Below are 22,233 nucleotides of genomic sequence, written 5' to 3'. Positions count from 1 at the left end.
TTCAGGGCTTGGGCCTGGCGTGGGCGGCCAACCGCTCCAACGCTGCGCGCAGGCCCGGATCGCTGATGCCGTCGGCCGTGGCTTGAATGGTTTCGGCCGCGTTCTGCGACAGGTCCATGGTGTGGCCCACTGCACCTTGCTGCACGGTGGGCGGCTGCACCTTGAACTGGATGCGGGTCAGGCTGGCAAACTCTTCAAATGCCATTAATTGCCGCTGCAAGCGTTTTTGCTGGTAGCGCAGGCGGGTGGCCCAATGCCCGTCGGTGACAATTAACAGTAAATTGCCTTCGCGCCACGACGCCACATGACAATGTTCGCGGGCGGCAGGTTGCAGTTGGCTTTCTACAAGGCGTTGCAAATGGCCCAAGCGTTGCGCGTGGCCGAAGATGGCTTTCAACGGTTTGGCTTCGCGGAGCAACACGCTGGGCGCGCGGGCTGTAAGTGGGCGAAACGCCATGTTTAGACACCTTAAGTAACAGAGCCGCCATCTTAGCAGAAAGCGCCTGTGCGGCCCCAGGCAAAGCGATAGCAGGGCAATGCGAGTGAAATCAATAGGTAACTTCTGCGCTTGATGGGTTGAAGTTCCAGCAAAAGCCCTTATTTTAAACAGGCCCTCTCACAGCGCCATGCCAGCATCGGGGAATAACGCCACTTTCCTCACCCACGATTCCGGGTAGAATGCGCGTTCGCATGCGGCCGTGAGGGCTGCTCGGGCCACTCACGGTGCGCCCTCCATCCCTATGTGTGGAAGAACCTGCCGATATGTTTGCGCCTTTGTTAAAGAAACTTTTTGGAAGCAAGAATGAGCGCGAAGTCAAACGCATGCTCAAGACGGTGCAGCTGGTCAATGCCTTCGAAGAGCAGATGGTTGCCCTGTCGGACGAGCAATTGCGCGCCAAGACCCAAGAGTTCAAGGCCCGCATAGCCAAAGGTGAAACCCTCGACAAGCTGTTGCCTGAAGCCTTTGCGGTCGCCCGTGAAGCCGGTAAGCGTGTCATGGGCATGCGCCACTTCGACGTGCAGTTGATCGGCGGCATGACCTTGCATGAAGGCATGATTGCCGAGATGCGTACCGGTGAAGGCAAGACCCTGGTGGCAACCCTGGGCGTTTACCTCAACGCACTGTCCGGCAAGGGCGTGCACGTTGTGACGGTGAACGACTACCTGGCCCGCCGGGACGCCAACTGGATGCGCCCGCTGTATGAATACCTCGGCCTGACCGTCGGCGTAGTCACGCCGTTCCAGCCGCCGGAAGAAAAGCGCGCCGCCTACGCGTGTGACATTACCTACGGCACCAACAACGAATTCGGTTTCGATTACCTGCGCGACAACATGGCGTTCAGCATGGAAGAAAAATTCCAGCGCGAACTCAACTTTGCCGTGATCGACGAAGTCGACTCCATCCTCATCGACGAAGCGCGTACCCCGCTGATCATCTCCGGCCAGGCCGAAGACAGCTCGCGCCTGTACACCGAGATCAACAAGTTGATCCCGCGCCTGGTGCAGCACGTTGAGGAAGTGGAAGGCGTGGTGACCAAAGAAGGTCACTTCACCATCGACGAGAAGACCCGCCAGGTTGAACTCAACGAAGCCGGTCACCAGTTTGTCGAAGAGATGCTGACCCAGATCGGCGAGCTGGCCGAGGGCGAAAGCCTCTACTCGGCGCACAACCTGGGCCTGTTGACCCACGTGTACGCCGGCCTGCGCGCCCACAAGCTGTTCCATCGCAACGTCGAATACATTGTCCAGGACGGCCAGGTCGTACTGGTTGACGAACACACCGGCCGTACCATGCCGGGTCGCCGTCTGTCCGAAGGCCTGCACCAGGCCATCGAAGCCAAGGAAATGCTCAACATCCAGGCCGAAAGCCAGACGTTGGCGTCGACTACCTTCCAGAACTACTTCCGTCTGTACAACAAACTGTCCGGCATGACCGGTACAGCTGACACCGAAGCGTTCGAATTCCATCAGATCTACAACCTGGCTGTGATGGTGATTCCACCGAACAAGCCGCTGGCGCGTAAAGACTTCAACGACCTGGTGTTCCTGACGGCCGAAGAGAAGTACGCGGCAATCATCAACGACATCAAGGACGGCATGGCCCAGGGGCGTCCGATCCTGGTGGGTACTGCCACCATCGAGACTTCCGAGCACGTGTCCAACCTGCTCAACAAGGAAGGCATCGAGCACAAGGTTCTAAACGCCAAGTTCCACGAAAAAGAAGCCGAGATCATTGCCCAGGCCGGTCGCCCAGGCGCGCTGACCATCGCTACCAACATGGCCGGTCGTGGTACCGACATCCTGTTGGGCGGCAACTGGGAAGTGGAAGTTGCGGCACTGGAAAACCCAAGCCCTGAGCAAATCGCCCAGATCAAGGCCGACTGGCAGAAACGCCACCAGGCTGTGCTGGAATCCGGTGGTTTGCAGGTAATCGCCTCCGAGCGTCATGAATCGCGTCGTATCGACAACCAGCTGCGTGGTCGTGCCGGCCGTCAGGGTGACGCCGGTTCCAGCCGCTTCTACCTGTCGCTGGAAGACAGCCTGATGCGTATCTTCGCCTCGGACCGGGTGAAGAACTTCATGAAAGCCCTGGGCATGCAGTCCGGTGAAGCGATCGAGCACCGCATGGTGACCAACGCCATCGAGAAGGCCCAACGCAAGGTAGAAGGCCGTAACTTCGACATTCGTAAGCAACTGCTCGAGTTCGATGACGTCAACAACGAACAGCGTAAAGTGATTTATCACATGCGTAACACGTTGCTGGCCGCCGACAACATTGGCGAGACGATTGCCGATTTCCGTCAGGACGTGCTCAACGCTACCGTCAGCGCACACATCCCGCCACAGTCCCTGCCTGAGCAGTGGGATGTTGCCGGCCTGGAAGCCGCGTTGAAGAGCGACTTCGGTGTGGACTTGCCGGTTCAGCAGTGGCTGGACGAAGACGACCACCTGTACGAAGAAACCCTGCGCGAGAAGCTGATGACCGAGCTTTTGGCCGCATACAACGAGAAAGAAGAGCAGGCGAGTGCCGAAGCACTGCGCACCTTCGAGAAACAAATCGTACTGCGCGTGCTGGACGACCTGTGGAAAGACCACCTGTCGACCATGGACCACCTGCGTCACGGTATCCACCTGCGTGGCTACGCCCAGAAGAACCCGAAGCAGGAGTACAAGCGCGAGTCGTTCACGCTGTTCTCCGAGCTGCTGGATTCGATCAAGCGCGATTCGATCCGTGTGCTGTCCCACGTTCAGGTGCGTCGCGAAGACCCGATCGAGGAAGAAGCCCGCCTGCGTCAGGAAGCCGAGGCACTCGCTGCGCGCATGCAGTTCCAGCATGACGACGCACCGGGTCTGGAAGCGCCGGAAGCCTTGGGCGAAGAGGTCGATGTGGCCTTGGCTCAAGCCCCGGTCCGCAATGACCAGAAGCTGGGCCGCAACGAGCTGTGCTGGTGCGGTTCGGGCAAGAAGTTCAAACACTGCCACGGCGAAATCAACTAAGATTTTTGCCTGACGCTGCAACACCCTGCGCCGCGACCGGCCTTTGCCGTCGCGGCGTTTTGCCATTAATTTCACCGTTGATCGCGACGGTACAGACATCACCTATTCTTTAAGGAGCGCATTCATGGCTGTTGGTCTTGGTCCTTTGCCCACTTTGCACCCGGTCGCCGGTTTTGAACTCGGTATCGCTTCGGCCGGCATCAAGCGCCCGGGGCGCAAAGATGTAGTGGTGATGCGCTGTGCCGAAGGCTCGACGGTTGCGGGCGTGTTCACGCTCAACGCGTTTTGCGCCGCACCGGTCATCCTGGCCAAGCAACGCGTGGCAGGTTCGATCCGTTACCTGCTGACCAACACCGGCAATGCCAACGCCGGTACCGGCGAGCCAGGCCTGGTTGCCGCTGCGCGCACCTGCGCCAAGCTGGCCCAGTTGACCGGCGTGGATGCCAGCCAAGTGCTGCCGTACTCCACCGGCGTGATCGGTGAGCCGCTGCCGGTGGAAAAAATCGAAGGCGCGCTGCAAGCCGCACTGGATGACCTGTCTGTGGATAACTGGGCGGCTGCGGCCACCGGCATCATGACCACCGACACCCTGCCCAAAGGCGCTAGCCGCCAGTTTGTACACGATGGCGTGACCGTTACCGTGACCGGCATCAGCAAGGGCGCGGGCATGATCCGCCCGAACATGGCCACCATGCTCGGCTACATTGCCACCGACGCCAAAGTCTCCCGCGACGTGCTGCAGCGCCTGATGCTCGACGGCGCCAACAAGTCGTTCAACCGCATCACCATCGATGGCGACACCTCGACCAACGACTGCTGCATGCTGATCGCCACCGGCCAGGCCAACCTGCCGGAAGTCACCTCCACCGAGGGCGCGCTGTTCGCCGCATTGAAGCAGGCGGTGTTCGAGGTGTGCATGGACGTGGCCCAGGCCATCGTGCGTGACGGTGAGGGCGCAACCAAGTTCGTCACTGTTGAAGTGAACGGCGGCGCTAACCACCAGGAATGCCTGGATGTCGGTTACACCGTGGCCCACTCGCCCCTGATCAAGACTGCACTGTTTGCTTCCGACCCGAACTGGGGCCGCATCCTCGCTGCCGTCGGCCGTGCCGGTGTGCCGGACCTGGACGTCAGCAAGATCGACGTGTTCCTTGGCGACGTGTGCATTGCCAGCCGTGGCGCTCGCGCTGAAACCTACACCGAAGCCCAGGGCTCGGCGGTGATGCAGCAAGAAGAAATCACCATCCGCATCGAGTTGGGGCGCGGCGACTGCAGCGAAACCATCTGGACCACCGACCTGTCCCACGAGTACGTAAAGATCAACGCGGAATACCGCACCTGACAGCCAAGAGGAAAACCTGGTGAAACGAGTGCATGTAGCAGCAGCGGTGATCCGTGGCGTCGACGGCAGGATCCTGCTGGCACGCCGTGCCGATACCCAGCACCAAGGCGGCCTCTGGGAGTTTCCCGGCGGCAAGGTGGAGGCTGATGAGTCGGTCGCAAGCGCTTTGTCCCGCGAGTTGCAGGAAGAACTGGGCATCCAGGTCACCACGGCGCGCCCGCTGATCAAGGTGCAGCATGACTACCCGGACAAGCAGGTGTTGCTGGATGTCTGGGAAGTCTCGGCCTTTACCGGCGAGCCCCATGGTGCCGAAGGGCAGCCGTTGGAATGGGTGACGCCGCGGGACTTGCTCAACTATGAGTTCCCGGCGGCGAATGCACCGATTGTTGCGGCTGCCCGTTTGCCCGCTGAATACTTGATCACACCAGGCGAACTGGAAGCCCCCACCTTGTTGCGAGGTGTCCAGAAAGCCATTGCCGGTGGCATCAAGCTGGTTCAACTGCGCGCGCCCAACGGTTACGACCCTAAATACCGTGACCTGGCGGTGGACGCGGTGGGCCTGTGTGCCGGCAAGGCGCAACTGATGCTTAAAGGGCCGTTCGAATGGCTGGGGGATTTCCCTGCCGCCGGCTGGCACATGACCTCGGCGCAGTTGCGTAAATACGCGAGCAAAGGCCGCCCGCTGCCGAAGGATCGCTGGTTGGCGGCTTCTTGCCACAACGCCGAAGAGCTGGCACTGGCAGAGATGATGGACGTGGATTTTGTCACGCTGTCGCCGGTGCAGCGGACCCAGACTCATCCCGATGCCCAGCCTTTGGGTTGGGAGCAGGCGGTAGAGTTGATCCGTGGGTTCAGTAAACCGGTGTTTCTGCTGGGCGGGCTTGGGCCGGCTGAGCGGGAACAGGCTTGGGAAGCCGGGGCTCAGGGTGTGGCAGGCATTCGCGCGTTCTGGCCTGAGGCATGATGATCGTTCCCACGCTCTGCGTGGGAATGCCTCTTGTGACGCTCCGCGTCACGCTTTGGGACGCGGAGCGTCCAGGGCTGCATTCCCACGCAGAGCGTGGGAACGATCTTAGTGAGGCTTGGCCGCCGCCTGCCACAACACTTCCACTACACCCTGACGCTTGGCAATCACCCGCGCCGCCACAAACAGCACATCCGACAACCGATTGATATACGCAAGCCCCACGCCTTCCAACGGCTCAATCGCATTCAACTGCTGACACCGCCGCTCCGCACTGCGCGCCAGGCTGCGGCACACATGGGCCTGGGCAATCAGCGCTGAACCGCCGGGCAAGATGAAGTTTTCCAGCGGCCCGACTTCCTCATTCCAACGGTCAATCGCCGCTTCCAGCCGGTCGACTTCTGCGGCATTCAACGCTTTGTACACGGGCATCGCCAACTCACCGCCCAAGTCGAACAAGCGGTGCTGGCACGGCGTAAGCACCTCGATCACCTCCTTGAGTTGCGGGTGCTGGCCGCTCTGTTCTTCAAGGTTGGCCAGCAGCAAACCCAACTGGCTGTTCAGCGTATCCACCTCGCCAATGGCTTCCACGCGAGGGTGGTCCTTGGGCACGCGACGGCCATCACCCAGGCCCGTCTCGCCCTTGTCGCCGGTGCGGGTGTAGATCTTCGACAGGCGAAAGCCCATGGTCATTGCTCCAGTTGAGTCAGTTCATAGGGTGGCATCTGGCTGCCGGCCAACGGCAGGCGCAGGGTAAAACAGGTGCCTTGGCCGAGGGTGGAATGCACTTCCATCTGGCCTTTATGGTTGTTGGTGATGATGAAGTACGACACCGACAGCCCAAGCCCGGTGCCTTGGCCGATTTCCTTGGTGGTAAAGAACGGCTCGAACGTGCGTTTGCGCACGTTTTCGCTCATGCCGATGCCATTGTCTTCCACCTGGATCTCCGCCCACGGCGGGTTGAGGCGGGTGCGCAAGATGATGCGCCCCGGCTCGCTGTCGTCTTCACGCAGGTGAATGGCTTGCGCAGCGTTTTTCAGCAGATTGAGCAGCACCTGTTCCAGCTCGTTGGCGGTACCGGGCACCGGGCCCAGTTGCGGGTCGAACTGGCGGATGATCGCCTGGCCCTTGAAGTCGAAGCCGATGGTCAGGTCGAAGTCGTTACCGGCAATTTCCACGGCCTGGTCGATCAGTGCCGGTAAGTCGCACGGCGCCATCTGGCGGTTACTGCGGCGGCTGAAGCTGAGCATATGGGTGACGATTTTCGCCGCCCGCGCGCCGGCTTGCTGGATGCCATCGAGCAATTGCGGGACTTCGCGGCTTTGCAGGTAGTGGTTGACCGTCTCCAGCTCGATACCCGCCTGTTCGGCGTGTTCCAGGTTCTTCGGCAGGTCGGGGGACAGGCGCCGGCGGATGTTCTGCACGTTATGCAGGATCGCCCCCAGCGGGTTGTTGATTTCATGGGCCATGCCCGCAGCCAGGCCGCCCACGGAGAGCATTTTTTCCGACTGCACCATCATTTCTTCCAGGGACAAACGCTGGGTGATGTCGTCGATACGGATCACCACGCCGCGCCCGGCACCGCCCATCAACGGGTAGAAGGTCAGGGCGTAATGCTTGGGTTCGTCATCCTTGATCCAGGTGACACGCTCAATGCGCTCCACCGTGTGCTGCTCCACCGTGGCTTTTATCTGCGGCAGGTACGGTTTGAGCGGCTGGAAGGCGAGGAAGATCGGCTGGTTCAGCGCTTCATCCAGGCGCGTGCCGGAAAGCGCCGTGGCTTCCTGGTTCCATTGGGTGACGTAAAGCTGTTCATCCAGGGCGATCAGCGCCGACGGCATCGAGTCGATGATGCTGTTGAGGTAGTTCTGGAAGCCGGTGAGCTTTTTCTCGATCTTGCTGCGCACCTGCACTTCCAGTTCGAGCTTGCGGTTGGTGTGGCGTGTTTCTTCGGCCAGGCCCTGGGCTTGGTCGTAGGCGGCCTGAGAGTCGTCTCGCGCACGTTTGAGCTGCTGCTCGCGGGCTTCGATGCGCGACAACATGGTGTTGAAGGCTTCGGCCAGGCTGCCGATTTCATCATGGTTGCCGCGCCCGGCGCGCAGGGCGTAGTTCTCTTCGCGCGTCACCTGGCGTGAGAGTTCTTCCAGCTCATGGATCGGGCGGGTGATCAGGCGTTTGATCTGGCGGGCGATGATCAGCCACAGCAATACGCTGAAAATCAGGATGCCGAGGCTGGCGGTCAATGTGCCGGTATAGAACGCCATAGGCAGCTCACTGCTGGCCACCAACAGCAAATGCCCGGACGGCTGGCCAGCGCGGGGCAGGGTGATGACCTGGTTGCTGCGAAACTCAGTGAGGCGCCAGGCTTCGATATGCCGGTAGTTTTCCGGCAGGTGCAGGCGGTTGCCGTGCTGCATCTGCGCCAGCAAGGTGCCGTCGCCGTCGTACAGCGCGGCGGCGCGTAATGGCGAATAGCTAGTCAGCTCATTGAGCAGGGCGTCGGCCTTCGCCGGGGATTCAAGGGCTTCGGCGGCCAGCGACGGGTTGGACACCAATCGACCGATGGCCTGCAACGCCTGGGGCGCCATGCTTTCCTGGGAGATCCAATAGGCGGCACTGATAAACGTCAGGTTGGCCACCAGTAATACCGTGGTCAACAGCACCAGCAGGGCGGCCAGCAGTTTCTGCCCTACCGGTAGATTTTCTAGACGCTGGCGCAGTGGCATCAGGTTTTTTCCAGGTGATAGACAGGTAGGCAGGGTAGCGCGTGCCTCAGTCGCTGGCCAATCCGCGTGTGTGCAAGTAGTCGACCAGGCGCGCCCGCAACTGTTGCAGATGCGGCAGCACCAATTGATGGCGCTCTGCCGCCTGGCACGCATAACCGAGCAGGTAGCTGATTTCGGTGCGACGGCTGGAGGCCACGTCCTGATACATGGACGAATAATTGGCCGCGGTGGCCTGGATCACCCGTTGCACTTCGCTGTGCAGGTCCTGGGCGGCGGCGGGTTGGCCGCAGCATTCGAGCAACTCGCTGAGTTCGGCGCACAAGGTCGCGACTTCGCATTGGTGGGCTTGCAGGCCGCCGTTGCGGCACTGGTAAAGCACGGTCAATGGGTTAATGGCGCAATTGAGCGCCAGCTTGCGCCATAAACGCGTCAGGATGTCGGTGCTCCACTCATGGGGAATGCCGGCGGCGTGCAGGTCGTCCAGCCACAGCGGGGGAGTGGGGTGCCGCGCGTCTCCCAGCCAGGTGTAGCCGTGGCCGGCGAAGACCACGCGCCAATCGCCGTCGCGAAACGCGCCTTCGGTGCTGGAGGCAAAGATACAGCGGGCCTGGGGCAGTTGCGCGGCCACCGCATCCTGGCTGCCAAGGCCGTTTTGCAGCAGGATCAGCTCAGCGTCGGGTGCCAATCGGTGTTGCAGCTGTGCGATGGCTCTTTGGGCGTCGTAGGCTTTGCACGCCACCAGCAGGCGATGAATCGGCTCGGGGCTGTCGGGTGTTTCGCCGATCACCGGGTAAGTATTTTCTATGCCGTGTTCCACCAGGGTCAGGCCGCTCGCCTTCTCATAGCTGGTCAGGCGTGCTGCATCGCGCACTATCAGCCGCACGGGCAGGCCCGCGCGCGACAATCGCGTGGCCCAGAGGGTACCCAGGCTGCCGGCGCCGAGAATATGCCAGGTGGTCGACATCAGTTTGTGCTCCGTAGGGTCGCCTGCGATGAATGGTGCGAAAGAACCGCTATAATGCCTCGGCATTTTAGCTTGGGCGCGCTCCATCTCTACTGAGCCCGCCCCTTATATTGGAGAAATGACATGCCTTCGTTCGACGTGGTATCCGAACTGGACAAACACGAAGTCACCAACGCCGTCGAAAACGCCGTCAAGGAGCTGGACCGTCGCTACGACTTGAAGGGCAAGGGCAGCTTCGAGTTCAAGGAAAAGGAATTGACCGTCAACCTGACCGCTGAAGCCGATTTCCAGCTGGAAGCGATGATCGAGATCCTCAAGCTGTCGTTGGTCAAGCGCAAGATCGACGCGCAATGCCTAGAAATCAAGGACGCCTACGCCTCCGGCAAGCTGATGAAGCAGGAAGCCGTGCTGAAGGAAGGCATCGACAAGGAGCTGGCGAAGAAGATCGTCGCTCACGTCAAAGATGCCAAGCTAAAGGTCCAGGCCGCCATCCAGGGCGAGCAGGTACGTATCACCGGCAAGAAGCGTGACGACCTGCAGGAAGCCATTGCTGCCCTGCGCGCCAAGACCTTCGACATGCCGCTGCAGTTCAATAACTTCCGCGACTGATGGCACATTGGGGAACCTGTGAGCGTTTTTGACGTCCCACGCCCCAGAAACAGTGCCTACACTTGAGCCCTTCGGGGCTCATTTGCGTTTTAAGGCAGTCAATTAAGCCGCACATCCGCGCAACAGGAGAAGATAGATGGATTTAAACGTTGAAATGGATCACCTGATCAAGACCTCTGAGTCTTGGCTCCCGATGATTATGGAATACGGCAGCCGGTTTTTGCTGGCCGTGGTCACCCTGGCCATCGGTTGGTGGCTGATTAACGTGTTGACCCACCGCGTGGGGCGTTTGCTGGCGCTGCGTAATGCCGACCTGGCGCTGCAACATTTCATCACTAACCTTGCCAACATCGCGCTCAAAGTCATGCTGGTGGTCAACGTGGCCTCGATGATCGGCGTGGCCACGACCTCGTTCGTGGCCGCGATTGGTGCCGCTACTCTGGCCATCGGCCTGGCATTGCAAGGCAGCCTGGCGAACTTCGCCGGTGGCGTACTGATCCTGTTGTTCCGTCCGTTTCGCATTGGTGACTGGATCGAAGCACAAGGCACTTCCGGTACCGTCGACAGCATCCAGATCTTCCACACCGTGTTGCGCACCGGCGACAACAAAACCGTGATCATCCCTAACGGTAGCCTGTCCAACGGCCTCATCACCAACACCAACCGTCAGCCGACCCGCAAGGTGGTGTTTGATGTGGGGGTCGACTACGAAGCCGATTTGCAGAAAGCCCGTGAAGTGCTGTTGGAGCTGGCCAAAGACCCACGCGTGCTGGCTGACCCTGCGCCTGTGGCAGTGGTGTCGACCTTGGGAGACAGTTCGATCACTGTCTCCCTGCGTTGCTGGACCAATACCCCGGATTATTGGGATGTGGTGTTTATGCTCAATGAACTGGCGCGTGATCGTTTGAAAGGGGCGGGTATTGATATTCCGTTTCCACAGCGAGTTATTCGCGTGATGCAAGAACCGCTTGCCAAATAACTAAGCGCGGGTTGTCGAACTTGGCCGATAGGTCAAGTTTGATGCGTAAGGCCAATGTAGTTACTTAGCTTGCTAGTTATTTTTCTTGTGTAATAAAACTGAAATAAAAAAGCCGCTCCCTTGCAAAGCAGGGGAGCGGCTTTTTAGTTAAGGCTTACGCCTTAAGTCATCATTGTAATTAAACAGCTAATTACAAGATGTTCAGCGGGTATTGCGCGATCAGACGCAGTTCGTCGATCGACGCCGAACCGTAGTACACGCCATCAGACGAACGATAGGTCGCTTGACGAACGCGAAGGCTCAGGTCTTTTGCCGGGCCGCTCTGAACCACGTACTTGGCTTCGATGTCGCGTTCCCACTCTTTGCCGTTCGAAGTGGTGCCAGTGTTGGCGCCGCTACCGCTGACATAACGAGTCATGAAGCTCAGGCCTGGCACGCCGAAAGTGGCCATGTTCAGGTCGTAGCGAGCTTGCCAGGATTTTTCGTCTTCAGCGTTGAAGTCGGAACGGGCGATGGAGTTGGCCAGGAAAATCGTGCCGCCGCCGTCTACGCCGTAGCCGTAGTCACCGTCACCGCTGACTTTCTGGTAGGCCAGGGTGAACGTGTGAGCCTGGATGGTGTACGCGCCTTGCAAGCTGTACGCACGGTTATCCAGTTTGGTGGTGTTGTCTTTTTCTGCGCGCTGCAGGCCGGCGCCATCGCTTTTGGTGCTGTAGATGTTGAAGTCAACGGCCAGGGACTGATCGTTGCTCAGCGCGTGAGTCCAGTTCAGGTTGGCGTAGGTCTTCTTCCAGTAGTCTTCGGTCTTCGCGTAGTAGAGGCTGGCGCTGACTTCCGGCGTCAGGGCATAGACACCACCGATAAAGTCGGTTTTGGTCAGACCCAGGCTGTCACGGTATGTCTGTGCTTGTGCCACGCTCGAGGTGAAGTGACCGCCTTCGAGTTTCAGGCCCTTGATCTCGTTGCTGGTGATCGAGATACCTTGCGGCAGCTCTGGCAGCAAGCGGCTGTCGTCGGAAGCGAACACAGGCGCGGTGGTGTACTGGTCGCCGACTTTAAGCACGGTGTCGGAGATGCGGAACTTAACGGCGCCGCCGCCTTTGGAGTAGTCGTCTTGCGAGCGACCGTCGGCACCGGTAGGGAACAGGCCAGTGCCCGAGCGACCCTTGCCGCTGTCCAGTTTCACGCCCAGCAGGCCGATCACGTCAACGCCGACACCGATAGTGCCCTGGGTGAAACCCGATTGGTACAGTGCGTTGAAGCCCAGGCCAGTTTCTTCGACACGGCTTTGAGCCTTGCCATTGATGATTTTGTAGCCGCCAGCCGGCTCATTACGGAAATCACGGCTGAAATACAACATACGAGTATTGATGCCGAAAGTGCTGTCTTCAACAAAGCCTTTGGAATCGTCCTGGGCGGACGCCATTGCGTACTGCGAAACGCCGGCTGAAACAGCCAGGGCGATCATGCTCCACTTCATCACGCGCATCGTGATTTGCTCCTTTGGTTTTAGGAAGAGTACTGCCGTCCCACCTGTATTTTTATCTGGGCGGCTCTTTCTTTTTTGTGTCGGCGCAAAGTTATATCACGCAGACCCTATTGACGATACTTACTCATCTATCCTTTCAGCTTCTTTACGAGGCTGTCGTAAATTGCTATTTCCCTGTCGCAAATTCACAGCCCGAGTGTGACCAGGCTGACAACTAAAGTGCAGTATTCATACCCCTTGCGAAGTTTGAACTCATCCTTGAAAGGCACCTGAACGCTACTGTTTCTTATCGCGTAACACCTGTATCCATACGGGTGCCGTTGCCGACGATACGGGTGTGAATGCAACAAGCGTGCACAAAGCGGTAACCGAATGTCATTTTTTCGTGAAAAACGTTACGGCCGTGTAAAAACCGCATAAGCACGGGCTTTTTACGTCGTTTGGTTTGGGCTTGACGCCCCGCTGAAACACCTGTTGGGAGGTACAAAAATCCTGTGCCAGGGCAAAGCGTTACCGGTTCACCCCTTGAGTGGGTAATTGGCGGATCCCTTTGAGGCACGGGTGGGTCATTTTGGTGCATCCCGCTGAGGCCCGATTTAGCGTAGCTCAAATATTTGCCTGCCTCGAAAGGGTGCGTGCTTTTTTGCCCGGTTGCCTGAACGCTCCCGCATTCGCCGTGAAGCCTCGGGCATTCGAAGGTATGCTGGGCACCTGAAATTGACCTGCCGAACGGAGTGCCGCGTGTTCGCCTTAGACCAACGCCTGCAACAAGACACACTGGCCATTGGGGACTTCCCGCTCTGCCGCCTGCTGCTGTCCAACGACGCCAATTACCCCTGGTTCATCCTGGTGCCGCGCATCAACGGTATCAGCGAAGTGTTTCAACTGGATGTCGCAGATCAACAGATACTGTGGCAAGAAACGACAGTCTTGGCGCAACAGCTCAACACGAGCTTTGCCGCCGACAAAATGAACATCGGCGCGCTGGGGAATGTCGTCAGTCAGTTGCACGTGCATGTGATCGTGCGCAAACGTGACGATGCGGCCTGGCCGGCACCGGTCTGGGGCAAACACCCGGCCCGGCCTTATACCGAAGAGCAAGTGGCGGCGATTCGCAGCCAATTGCGCGGGCTATTGCCTGCCGACTTCATCTTTAGCCAGGACTGAATCATGGACCTGCAAGACCGCGTTACCGATCTGGAAAGCCGCCTGGCCTTCCAGGACGACACCATCGAGACCCTCAATGACATCCTGGTCACTCAGCAGCGTGCGGTTGAACGCCTGCAAATGCAGATGACGGCGCTGCTCAAGCGCCAGGAGGAAATGGGCGGGCAGTTCGAGACCTCCGAAGAAGAAGCACCGCCGCCACATTATTAATCGGTCCTTCGTTAAACAGCCGCGCATAAAAAACCGCGATCCAGCTCAGCCGGATCGCGGTTTTTTTATGCGCTGCGGGTAGGAATCAGCGACGCGGCAAGGCCGCAATCACGTCTTCGGCTTGCAGGCCTTTGTCGCGGTTCATGACGGAGAACTCCACGCGCTGGCCTTCGACCAGGACGCGATGGCCTTCGCCACGGATGGCCCGGAAGTGGACGAAGATATCGTCGCCCGAATCGCGGGAAATAAAGCCGAAGCCTTTGGAGGTGTTGAACCACTTGACGGTCCCGGTATCCCGGTTGGTCATGTCGTAGTTTTGCGACGCCGCGGCAGGCGACGAACGGTAGAAGCTGATGGCCAGGTGAAGAACGATGGCGACCACAGCAATCACCAGGCTGAGCAGGATGGCCGGGTGGCCGCCCACTTCAGGCATAGGTGCCAGGAGGGTGAGGGTTTGCACGACAACGGTCAGTACCAACAGCGCGCTGACCAGGTTTTGCAGTTGATGACGCGTGCCTTTGTTCCAGTAAGGGATTACCGGTGCGAGCGTCAGGTTAAGAAGGCCGAACAAGGCCAGGTACAGGGCGTCGTGTTGTTCCAGGTACGGCAGGCTTTCAGGCTGCAGACTCGGAATAAAGGACAGCAGCAACGCTGCAACGCCCGTCAGGAGGTGGACGATTTTCAACATTTTGATTAACTCACGTTAAGACGGATCACAAGGAAGAGCTGACTGGCACGGTTCGCTTCTGAACAATGGGAGGCGTTGAGCACGTGCGCGGGTATCAGCCTATGTGGCGTACCGCAGAAATGAACGGTAACCACACGCCGCCTATTTAACAGCAAAGGCTGTGCCTACTCAAATCAAGCATTTCGGGGCGTTGCAAGGGCAAAGGCATTTCTGCGTCAAACCCTTGTCCTAGACAGTGGCAGGGTTTGCGAGCGGTAATTTTAAAGTTTTCCGACTCGTCACAAAGGTTGGCCCGTCGCTCATAGGCACAGCCGTGGAGAGGGGCGATATGTCGCACGCTCTCTGCCTGTGTCGGGCTGCACACCGCCGGCACTCTTGCTAGAGTGGTCCTGCACCTGATCAATGAATGTTCGTCAATTGAAGGGGAAAAACATGGCAATCGATATTGGTATCAGTGAAGAAGATCGTAAATCCATCGTCGATGGGCTTTCACGGCTGCTGTCCGATACCTATGTACTGTATTTGAAAACCCACAACTTCCACTGGAACGTCACGGGTCCCATGTTTCGTACGCTGCACTTGATGTTCGAGGAGCAGTACAACGAACTCGCGCTGGCGGTGGACTCCATTGCCGAGCGTATCCGCGCCCTGGGCTTCCCGGCGCCGGGTGCCTATTCGATCTATGCCCGGCTGTCTTCGATCAAGGAAGAGGAGGGCGTGCCCAGCGCCGAAGAGATGATCAAGCAACTGGTGGCCGGCCAGGAAGCCGTCACCCGCACCGCGCGCGGTATTTTCCCACTGCTCGACAAGGTCAGCGACGAGCCGACCGCCGACCTGTTGACCCAGCGCATGCAGGTTCACGAGAAAACCGCGTGGATGCTGCGTTCGTTGCTTGAAAACCAGTAAAGCCCTCCCTGAGCGGCGCCTTCCCGGCGCCGCTCGCTTGTTTCTCCGCATTTCCTGCCGTTGTCCTACAACTTTCCAATCCGCGTCTTCTGGCTGCCCCTCTCGCCCTGCTGTTTTATAGGCCCACTGCCCAATGGGAGAAACCCATGGGCTGCTGTTTGGCAATGGAGTGTCAGGTGTATGTCACGCGGAGTGGGTAATGGAGTGATGGAAACCGCCGGTTTTCACAAGATAAAGGTCGACCCCTTTGCCAAAGGGTTCGACATGGGACTGGCCAAGCCATTGTCCCGGTCGGTCAGGCTCAATGGGTTTTCCACCTGCCTGCGTCTTGAGCAGATCTACTGGAATATCCTCACGGAGATAGCCAGGATCAATGCCTGTTCAGTCAGCGCGTTGCTGTCGTATGTCGATCGGGAAGTGCATTTGCGTTACGGGGGAGTGAAGAACTTCAGCGGGTTGGTGCGGGTGGTGTGCGTGGTCCACGTATTAAAAGATCGTGCCAGCGCCACGGGCCTGGATTAAACCGCCGGTTGCGAAGCAGGCCCACCGTCAAGGCGGGCCAGGCTTCGGGCAGAAAGCCGGCTGCGCTGTGTCGATTTACCAGATATAATCTCGCGCTTTGCTGCGCGCCCCTGGCTTATCCACAGGGTGGGCGTGGCGCAGTTACGATCTGATCGCCGAGACATCTCCATGCCCATGTACGATTATCAATGTGCTTCCTGTGGTCATCAGTTGGAAGCCATTCAGAAGATCAGCGCCGCGCCGCTGGTCGATTGCCCTGCCTGCCAGGCACCTGAGCTGAAGAAGATGTTGTCCATGCCGGGCTTCCGCCTGAGCGGCGGCGGCTGGTATGAGACCGACTTCAAGACCGGCGCCAAGAAGAATCTGGCGGGCGGCGACAAAGCAGACTGAGTTGAACTCTACGCGCAGGCTCCTGCATTATCCGTCCCCTGCTTAACTGTACGGTGACAAGGCGAGCCTCCACCGAATTTCGAATTACGAGAAGTGAAACCACTACCATGATGCGCAGCCACTATTGCGGCCAACTGAACGAGACCCTGGATGGTCAGGAAATCACCCTTTGCGGATGGGTTCACCGTCGCCGCGACCACGGCGGGGTGATCTTCCTCGATATCCGTGATCGTGATGGTCTGGCCCAAGTGGTGTTCGACCCGGACCGCGCCGAGAGCTTCGCCGCCGCCGACCGCGTGCGCAGCGAATACGTCGTGAAGATCACCGGCAAGGTGCGTCTACGCCCGGCCGGTGCTGTAAACGCCAACATGGCCTCCGGCGCCATCGAAGTGCTGGGCTATGAGCTGGAAGTGCTGAACGAGTCGGAAACCCCGCCGTTCCCACTCAACGAATACTCCGACGTGGGCGAAGAAACCCGCCTGCGCTACCGTTTCCTGGACCTGCGTCGTCCGGAAATGGCCGAGAAGCTGCGCCTGCGTTCGCGCATGACCACCAGCATCCGCCGCTTCCTCGACGAAAACGGCTTCCTCGACGTCGAAACGCCGATCCTGACCCGGGCCACCCCGGAAGGTGCGCGTGACTACCTGGTGCCGAGCCGTACCCACGCCGGTTCCTTCTTCGCATTGCCGCAATCGCCGCAGCTGTTCAAGCAACTGCTGATGGTCGCCGGCTTTGACCGCTACTACCAGATCGCCAAGTGCTTCCGCGACGAAGACCTGCGCGCTGACCGTCAGCCGGAATTCACCCAGATCGACATCGAGACCAGCTTCCTCGATGAAAAAGAGATCATGGGCCTGACCGAGCAAATGATCCGCAACCTGTTTAAGGAAGTGCTGGACCTGGAATTCGGCGAATTCCCGCACATGACCTTCGAAGAAGCCATGCGCCGCTACGGTTCCGACAAGCCAGACCTGCGTAACCCGCTGGAACTGGTGGACGTGGCCGACCAGCTCAAGGAAGTCGACTTCAAGGTGTTCAGCGGCCCGGCCAACGACCCGAAATGCCGTATCGCCGCCCTGCGCGTGCCTGGCGGCGCGAGCATGCCGCGCAAGCAGATCGACGACTACACCAAGTTCGTCGGCATCTACGGTGCCAAAGGCCTGGCGTACATCAAGGTTAACGAGCGCGCCAATGGCGTTGACGGCCTGCAATCGCCGATCGTGAAAAACATCCCGCTGGACAACCTGAACGCGATCCTCGACCGCGTCGGTGCAGTCGATGGCGACATCGTGTTCTTCGGTGCCGACAAGGCCAAGATCGTCAGCGAAGCCTTGGGCGCGCTGCGCATCAAGCTCGGTCACGACCTGGACCTGCTGACCTGCAAGTGGGCGCCGATGTGGGTCGTCGACTTCCCGATGTTCGAAGAAAACGAAGACGGCAGCTTCAGCGCCTTGCACCACCCGTTCACCGCGCCGAAGTGCTCGCCTGAAGAGCTGGAAGCCAACCCGGCGGGTGCTCTGTCGCGCGCCTACGACATGGTGCTCAACGGCACCGAGCTGGGTGGCGGTTCGATCCGTATCCACCGCAAAGAGATGCAACAAGCGGTGTTCCGCCTGTTGGGCATCAACGAAGCGGAACAGGAAGAGAAGTTCGGCTTCCTGCTCGACGCCCTTAAGTACGGCGCACCGCCGCACGGTGGCTTGGCGTTTGGCCTGGACCGTCTGGTGATGCTGATGACCGGCGCCCAGTCGATCCGCGAAGTGATCGCCTTCCCGAAAACCCAGAGTGCTGCGGACGTCATGACCCAGGCTCCGGGCGTGGTGGATGCCAAGGCGCTGCGCGAACTGCACATCCGTCTGCGCGAGGCGCCGAAGGCTGAGTAAGGCTGCGGCGTGAAAGCGCAATAAGGTTTTACGCAGTCAAAAAGGCGCATCTTCGGATGCGCCTTTGCGTTTAAAAGAGGGAATTCCTGCCTGGGGCGGGATTGATAAGGTTTCTAGAGAATTTCGGAGTTGTGTTATGGCTGGCCATTCCAAGTGGGCGAACATCAAGCACCGCAAAGAGCGTCAGGATGCCAAGAAAGGCAAGATCTTCACCAAGTGGATTCGCGAACTGACCGTCGCCGCCCGTCAAGGCGGTGGTGACCCAGGTTCCAACCCGCGTCTGCGCCTGGCGCTGGACAAGGCCTTGGGCGCGAACATGAGCCGCGACATCATTGATCGCGCGGTGGCCCGTGGTGCCGGCGCTGCCGATACCGACGACATGGTCGAGCTGAGCTACGAAGGCTACGGCCCAGGCGGCGTGGCGGTGATGGTTGAGTGCATGACCGACAACCGCAACCGCACCGCGGCTGCTGTGCGCCATGCCTTCAGCAAGTGCGGCGGCAACCTGGGTACTGATGGCTCGGTGGCTTACCTGTTCGAGCGCAAGGGGCAGATCACGTTCGCCCCCGGCACCGATGAAGACGCCCTGATGGAGGCGGCCATGGAGGCAGACGCCGACGATGTGGTGACCAACGAAGACGGCTCCATCGACGTATTCACCTCGTTTGCCGGCTTCTACTCCGTGCGTAACGCGCTGGAAGCGGCGGGTTTCAAAGGCACCGACGCAGAAATCGTGATGTTGCCGACCACCAGCGCCGAGCTGGACCTGGACGGCGCGCAGAAAGTGCTGAAGATGCTGGATATGCTCGAAGACCTGGATGATGTGCAGAACGTCTACTCGAATGCCGACATCCCGGAATCCGTAGCCGAACAACTCACCTGAGCACCATGAAAATCGCCTGTGGGAGCTGGCTTGCCTGCGATAGCATCACCTCGGTTTGACGGAAATACCGAAGTGTCTGCATCGCAGGCAAGCCAGCTCCCACATTTGATTGTTGTTGGCCGCAAGAATCATGTTTTTCCCAACCCGCAGGCGTTATGACTTTAATCCTTGGTATCGACCCCGGTTCGCGCATCACCGGTTTTGGCGTGGTGCAACACACCCCGCGTGGCTGCGTCTATGTCGCTTCGGGCTGCATCCGTACCGGCGCGGGCGAGTTGGCTGAGCGCCTGCAGATTGTGTACCGCGGCGTGCGTGAAGTGATCCAGACCTACGGGCCGGTCACCATGGGCATCGAAAAGGTCTTCATGGCCAAAAACGCCGATTCTGCCTTAAAGCTCGGCCAGGCCCGTGGCGCTGCTATTGTGGCCGGTGCGGAGGAGGGCATGGAAATCGCCGAATACACCGCGACCCAGGTCAAACAGGCCGTGGTCGGCACCGGCGCGGCGAATAAAGAGCAGGTGCAGATGATGGTCATGCACATGCTCAAGCTCACCTCAAAGCCGCAAATCGACGCCTCCGACGCCCTGGCCATTGCCATTTGCCATGCACACACGCGTTCCAGCCTCTTGCCGCATGGCCTGGGCACCGCACGCAGTCGTGGCGGGCGGCTGCGTCTCTGATAGCATCAGCGCAATCGTTATTTCCGGTCAGGCCGTGCTCTGACCCCAAGCTTTAAGGATCTGAACCGTGATTGGACGCTTGCGCGGCACCCTGGCTGAGAAACAGCCGCCGCACCTGATTCTGGATGTAAATGGGTTGGGGTATGAGCTGGAAGTGCCCATGACCACCTTGTACCGTTTGCCGTCGATCGGTGAGCCGATAACATTGCACACGCATTTGGTGGTGCGCGAAGACGCGCAATTGCTCTATGGTTTCATTGGCAAGCGCGACCGCGACTTCTTCCGTGAGCTGATTCGCCTCAATGGCGTGGGGCCAAAGCTGGCGCTGGCGTTGATGTCGAGCCTGGAAGTGGACGAGTTGGTACGCGCAGTTTCGGCCCAGGACACGTCAGCGTTAACCAAGGTGCCTGGTGTCGGCAAGAAAACCGCCGAGCGTCTGCTGGTCGAACTCAAGGACCGTTTCAAGGCCTGGGAAGTGGTGCCGAACATGTTCGCGCTGGTACCGAATCAGCCGGACATGCCGGCCGGCCAGGTCGCCAGTGCCGAAAGCGATGCCGTGAGCGCGCTGATCTCCCTGGGCTACAAGCCCCAGGAGGCGAGCAAAGCCGTGTCGGCCATCAAGGACAAGAACCTGAGCAGCGAAGACATGATCCGCCGAGCCCTGAAGGGAATGATTTAAGTGATTGAAGCTGATCGTCTGATCGCGGCCACCGGCCCGCGCGACCGTGAAGAAGTCCAGGACCGCGCCATCCGCCCCGTCAGCCTTGCCGACTATATCGGCCAGCCGACCGTGCGCGAGCAGATGGAGCTGTTTATCCAGGCTGCGCGTGGGCGTAATGAGTCCCTCGATCACACGTTGATCTTCGGCCCGCCAGGCCTGGGCAAGACCACCCTGGCCATGATCATCGCCCAGGAGATGGGCGTGTCGATCAAGTCCACCTCCGGCCCGGTGCTGGAGCGTCCGGGTGACCTGGCCGCGCTGTTGACCAACCTTGAACCGCACGACGTGCTGTTTATCGACGAGATTCACCGGCTGTCGCCGATCGTCGAGGAAGTGCTGTACCCGGCCATGGAAGACTTCCAGCTCGACATCATGATCGGTGAAGGCCCGGCAGCCCGCTCGATCAAGCTCGACCTGCCGCCGTTCACGTTGGTCGGCGCCACCACGCGCGCCGGGATGCTGACCAATCCGCTGCGAGACCGTTTCGGCATTGTTCAACGTCTAGAGTTCTATAGCACTGCCGATCTTGCGACGATTGTCAGCCGTTCGGCGGGCATCCTGGGGTTGCCACTGGACCCGGAAGGCGCGTTCGAAATCGCCCGCCGCGCCCGTGGTACGCCGCGTATCGCCAATCGCTTGCTGCGTCGTGTGCGCGATTTTGCCGAAGTGCGGGCCAAGGGGCATATCACCAAGGCCGTGGCGGATTTGGCCTTGAACCTGCTGGATGTGGACGAGCACGGCTTCGACCATCAGGATCGACGTCTACTCTTGACCATGATCGAGAAGTTCGACGGCGGCCCGGTCGGTGTGGACAGCCTGGCAGCGGCGATCAGTGAGGAGCGCCATACCATTGAGGATGTGCTGGAGCCGTACCTGATCCAACAGGGTTACATCATGCGTACGCCAAGGGGGCGCGTGGTCACGCGCCACGCCTATTTGCACTTCGGGTTAAACATTCCGTCACGATTGGGCGAGATGCCTGTAGTAGACGAATTCCTCGATGCAGTGGACGATTAAAAACACCACGCCAGACGATTTATCTGAAGTTTGTGCTGTCCTAGTGGCTGGTGTCGTCATTCAGTCGTTAGAAATGCTGAATAGAATGCAAAAACAGTTGCCCAGCCGGATTGGCAACCTGAGGAGTAAGCACTAGAGTATGCGCGCGCAAAACGGGGATCAGTCGTTCGCACATCGCTGTCGCGTTTATTACGAGGACACCGATGCCGGCGGCATCGTTTATTACGTTAACTACCTCAAGTTCATGGAGCGGGCTCGAACCGAGCGGCTACGGGAGCTGGGCTTTGCCCAATCCCAGCTGGCAGGGGAGGACCTGTTATTCGTCGTGCATTCCAGCGAGGCGCGCTACCACGCACCGGCGCGACTGGACGACGAATTGCTGGTCAGCGCTGAAGTTATCGAATTGAACCGTGTCAGCCTGCGCTTTAAACAGCAGGTCAGGCGGGCAACGGATGCAACGCTGCTCTGTGAGGGGCAGTTCCTGGTGGCCTGTGTGCGCACCAATAGTTTGAAACCCCGGGCCATTCCCGAAGCTCTACGTGCGGCCTTTGCCGGCGTAAGCGGCGCGGGTAAACACTCAAAGCAGGAGATTTAG

At 59.4% G+C, this 22,233-nt stretch carries 22 protein-coding genes; 16 read left to right on the top strand and 6 right to left on the bottom strand.

The annotated features are described in order from the left end of the window. Position 1: 1 nt before the first annotated feature. On the bottom strand, positions 2-457 hold the full coding sequence (locus HU759_RS24355) for a DciA family protein (RefSeq protein ID WP_017139795.1): 456 nt from the start codon (positions 455-457) through the stop codon (positions 2-4). A gap of 305 nt (positions 458-762) precedes the next feature. Between HU759_RS24355 and secA the strand changes: the two genes are divergently transcribed. From secA to HU759_RS24340, 3 genes are all read left to right on the top strand, one after another. Further along, positions 763-3,498, top strand: coding sequence for a preprotein translocase subunit SecA (secA, locus tag HU759_RS24350; protein WP_186617266.1), 2,736 nt, complete (start codon positions 763-765; stop codon positions 3,496-3,498). Between the two features lie 124 nt (positions 3,499-3,622). Further along, positions 3,623-4,840, top strand: coding sequence for a bifunctional glutamate N-acetyltransferase/amino-acid acetyltransferase ArgJ (argJ, locus tag HU759_RS24345; protein WP_186617265.1), 1,218 nt, complete (start codon positions 3,623-3,625; stop codon positions 4,838-4,840). Between the two features lie 19 nt (positions 4,841-4,859). Then, positions 4,860-5,804: a Nudix family hydrolase gene (locus HU759_RS24340; RefSeq protein ID WP_099549389.1), complete on the top strand. Its 945-nt coding sequence runs from the start codon at positions 4,860-4,862 to the stop codon at positions 5,802-5,804. Positions 5,805-5,912: 108 nt separating this feature from the next. On the opposite strand, the gene HU759_RS24335 is transcribed toward HU759_RS24340, so the two are convergent. Genes HU759_RS24335 through HU759_RS24325 form a run of 3 tightly spaced genes read right to left on the bottom strand, consistent with a single transcriptional unit; the run spans position 5,913 to position 9,494 of the window. Then, positions 5,913-6,491: a cob(I)yrinic acid a,c-diamide adenosyltransferase gene (locus HU759_RS24335; protein ID WP_017139799.1), complete on the bottom strand. Its 579-nt coding sequence runs from the start codon at positions 6,489-6,491 to the stop codon at positions 5,913-5,915. Positions 6,492-6,493: 2 nt separating this feature from the next. Beyond that, a complete protein-coding gene (locus tag HU759_RS24330; protein ID WP_017139800.1) occupies positions 6,494-8,530 on the bottom strand; it encodes an ATP-binding protein in 2,037 nt (678 codons plus the stop codon). A 46-nt stretch (positions 8,531-8,576) separates the two neighbouring features. Continuing rightward, positions 8,577-9,494, bottom strand: coding sequence for a putative 2-dehydropantoate 2-reductase (locus HU759_RS24325; RefSeq protein WP_186617263.1), 918 nt, complete (start codon positions 9,492-9,494; stop codon positions 8,577-8,579). A gap of 123 nt (positions 9,495-9,617) precedes the next feature. On the opposite strand from HU759_RS24325, the gene HU759_RS24320 reads away from it, so the two are divergent. Then, complete coding sequence (locus HU759_RS24320; protein WP_003209785.1) at positions 9,618-10,103, top strand: YajQ family cyclic di-GMP-binding protein; 486 nt, start codon at positions 9,618-9,620, stop codon at positions 10,101-10,103. Between the two features lie 136 nt (positions 10,104-10,239). Then, positions 10,240-11,082: a mechanosensitive ion channel family protein gene (locus tag HU759_RS24315; RefSeq protein WP_099549392.1), complete on the top strand. Its 843-nt coding sequence runs from the start codon at positions 10,240-10,242 to the stop codon at positions 11,080-11,082. A 190-nt stretch (positions 11,083-11,272) separates the two neighbouring features. Here HU759_RS24315 and HU759_RS24310 read toward each other — a convergent pair whose 3' ends face one another. Beyond that, positions 11,273-12,571: an OprD family porin gene (locus HU759_RS24310; protein ID WP_017139803.1), complete on the bottom strand. Its 1,299-nt coding sequence runs from the start codon at positions 12,569-12,571 to the stop codon at positions 11,273-11,275. Positions 12,572-13,312: 741 nt separating this feature from the next. On the opposite strand from HU759_RS24310, the gene HU759_RS24305 reads away from it, so the two are divergent. Both HU759_RS24305 and HU759_RS24300 read left to right on the top strand, forming a co-directional pair. Further along, a complete protein-coding gene (locus tag HU759_RS24305) occupies positions 13,313-13,738 on the top strand; it encodes an HIT domain-containing protein (protein WP_138454013.1) in 426 nt (141 codons plus the stop codon). 3 nt (positions 13,739-13,741) lie between these two features. Next, positions 13,742-13,948 carry a SlyX family protein gene (locus HU759_RS24300; RefSeq protein WP_017139805.1) on the top strand — a complete coding sequence of 69 codons (207 nt, stop codon included), beginning with the start codon at positions 13,742-13,744 and terminating at the stop codon, positions 13,946-13,948. Positions 13,949-14,033: 85 nt separating this feature from the next. On the opposite strand, the gene HU759_RS30025 is transcribed toward HU759_RS24300, so the two are convergent. Beyond that, positions 14,034-14,636 carry a cold-shock protein gene (locus HU759_RS30025; protein WP_003193875.1) on the bottom strand — a complete coding sequence of 201 codons (603 nt, stop codon included), beginning with the start codon at positions 14,634-14,636 and terminating at the stop codon, positions 14,034-14,036. A gap of 432 nt (positions 14,637-15,068) precedes the next feature. Between HU759_RS30025 and HU759_RS24290 the strand changes: the two genes are divergently transcribed. From HU759_RS24290 to ybgC, 9 genes are all read left to right on the top strand, one after another. Next, complete coding sequence (locus HU759_RS24290) at positions 15,069-15,542, top strand: Dps family protein (RefSeq protein ID WP_003193874.1); 474 nt, start codon at positions 15,069-15,071, stop codon at positions 15,540-15,542. A 180-nt stretch (positions 15,543-15,722) separates the two neighbouring features. Continuing rightward, positions 15,723-16,064, top strand: a complete 342-nt coding sequence (locus tag HU759_RS24285) for a ribbon-helix-helix domain-containing protein (protein WP_017139807.1) — start codon at positions 15,723-15,725, stop codon at positions 16,062-16,064. Between the two features lie 168 nt (positions 16,065-16,232). Next, positions 16,233-16,454 (top strand): zinc ribbon domain-containing protein, encoded by a 222-nt coding sequence (locus HU759_RS24280; protein WP_017139808.1) that lies wholly within the window; start codon positions 16,233-16,235, stop codon positions 16,452-16,454. 107 nt (positions 16,455-16,561) lie between these two features. After that, a complete protein-coding gene (gene aspS / locus HU759_RS24275) occupies positions 16,562-18,337 on the top strand; it encodes an aspartate--tRNA ligase (protein WP_017139809.1) in 1,776 nt (591 codons plus the stop codon). A gap of 136 nt (positions 18,338-18,473) precedes the next feature. Continuing rightward, positions 18,474-19,220: a YebC/PmpR family DNA-binding transcriptional regulator gene (locus HU759_RS24270; RefSeq protein ID WP_138451547.1), complete on the top strand. Its 747-nt coding sequence runs from the start codon at positions 18,474-18,476 to the stop codon at positions 19,218-19,220. A gap of 155 nt (positions 19,221-19,375) precedes the next feature. Next, entirely contained in the window at positions 19,376-19,900 is a 525-nt protein-coding gene (gene ruvC, locus HU759_RS24265) for a crossover junction endodeoxyribonuclease RuvC (RefSeq protein WP_024077147.1), read from the top strand. Between the two features lie 67 nt (positions 19,901-19,967). Next, positions 19,968-20,579 (top strand): Holliday junction branch migration protein RuvA, encoded by a 612-nt coding sequence (gene ruvA / locus HU759_RS24260; RefSeq protein WP_056858571.1) that lies wholly within the window; start codon positions 19,968-19,970, stop codon positions 20,577-20,579. Further along, positions 20,580-21,638 (top strand): Holliday junction branch migration DNA helicase RuvB, encoded by a 1,059-nt coding sequence (ruvB, locus tag HU759_RS24255; protein WP_017139814.1) that lies wholly within the window; start codon positions 20,580-20,582, stop codon positions 21,636-21,638. Between the two features lie 139 nt (positions 21,639-21,777). After that, the gene (gene ybgC, locus HU759_RS24250; protein ID WP_186617261.1) at positions 21,778-22,233 is read left to right on the top strand and encodes a tol-pal system-associated acyl-CoA thioesterase; all 456 of its coding nucleotides are present in this window, start codon (positions 21,778-21,780) and stop codon (positions 22,231-22,233) included.

It is taken from the genome of Pseudomonas sp. OE 28.3 (assembly GCF_014268205.2).
In the GTDB taxonomy this organism is placed as follows: domain Bacteria; phylum Pseudomonadota; class Gammaproteobacteria; order Pseudomonadales; family Pseudomonadaceae; genus Aquipseudomonas; species Aquipseudomonas edaphica.
Note: the sequence above shows the minus strand (reverse complement) of the source record. Positions and strands in the feature narration are given on the sequence as shown.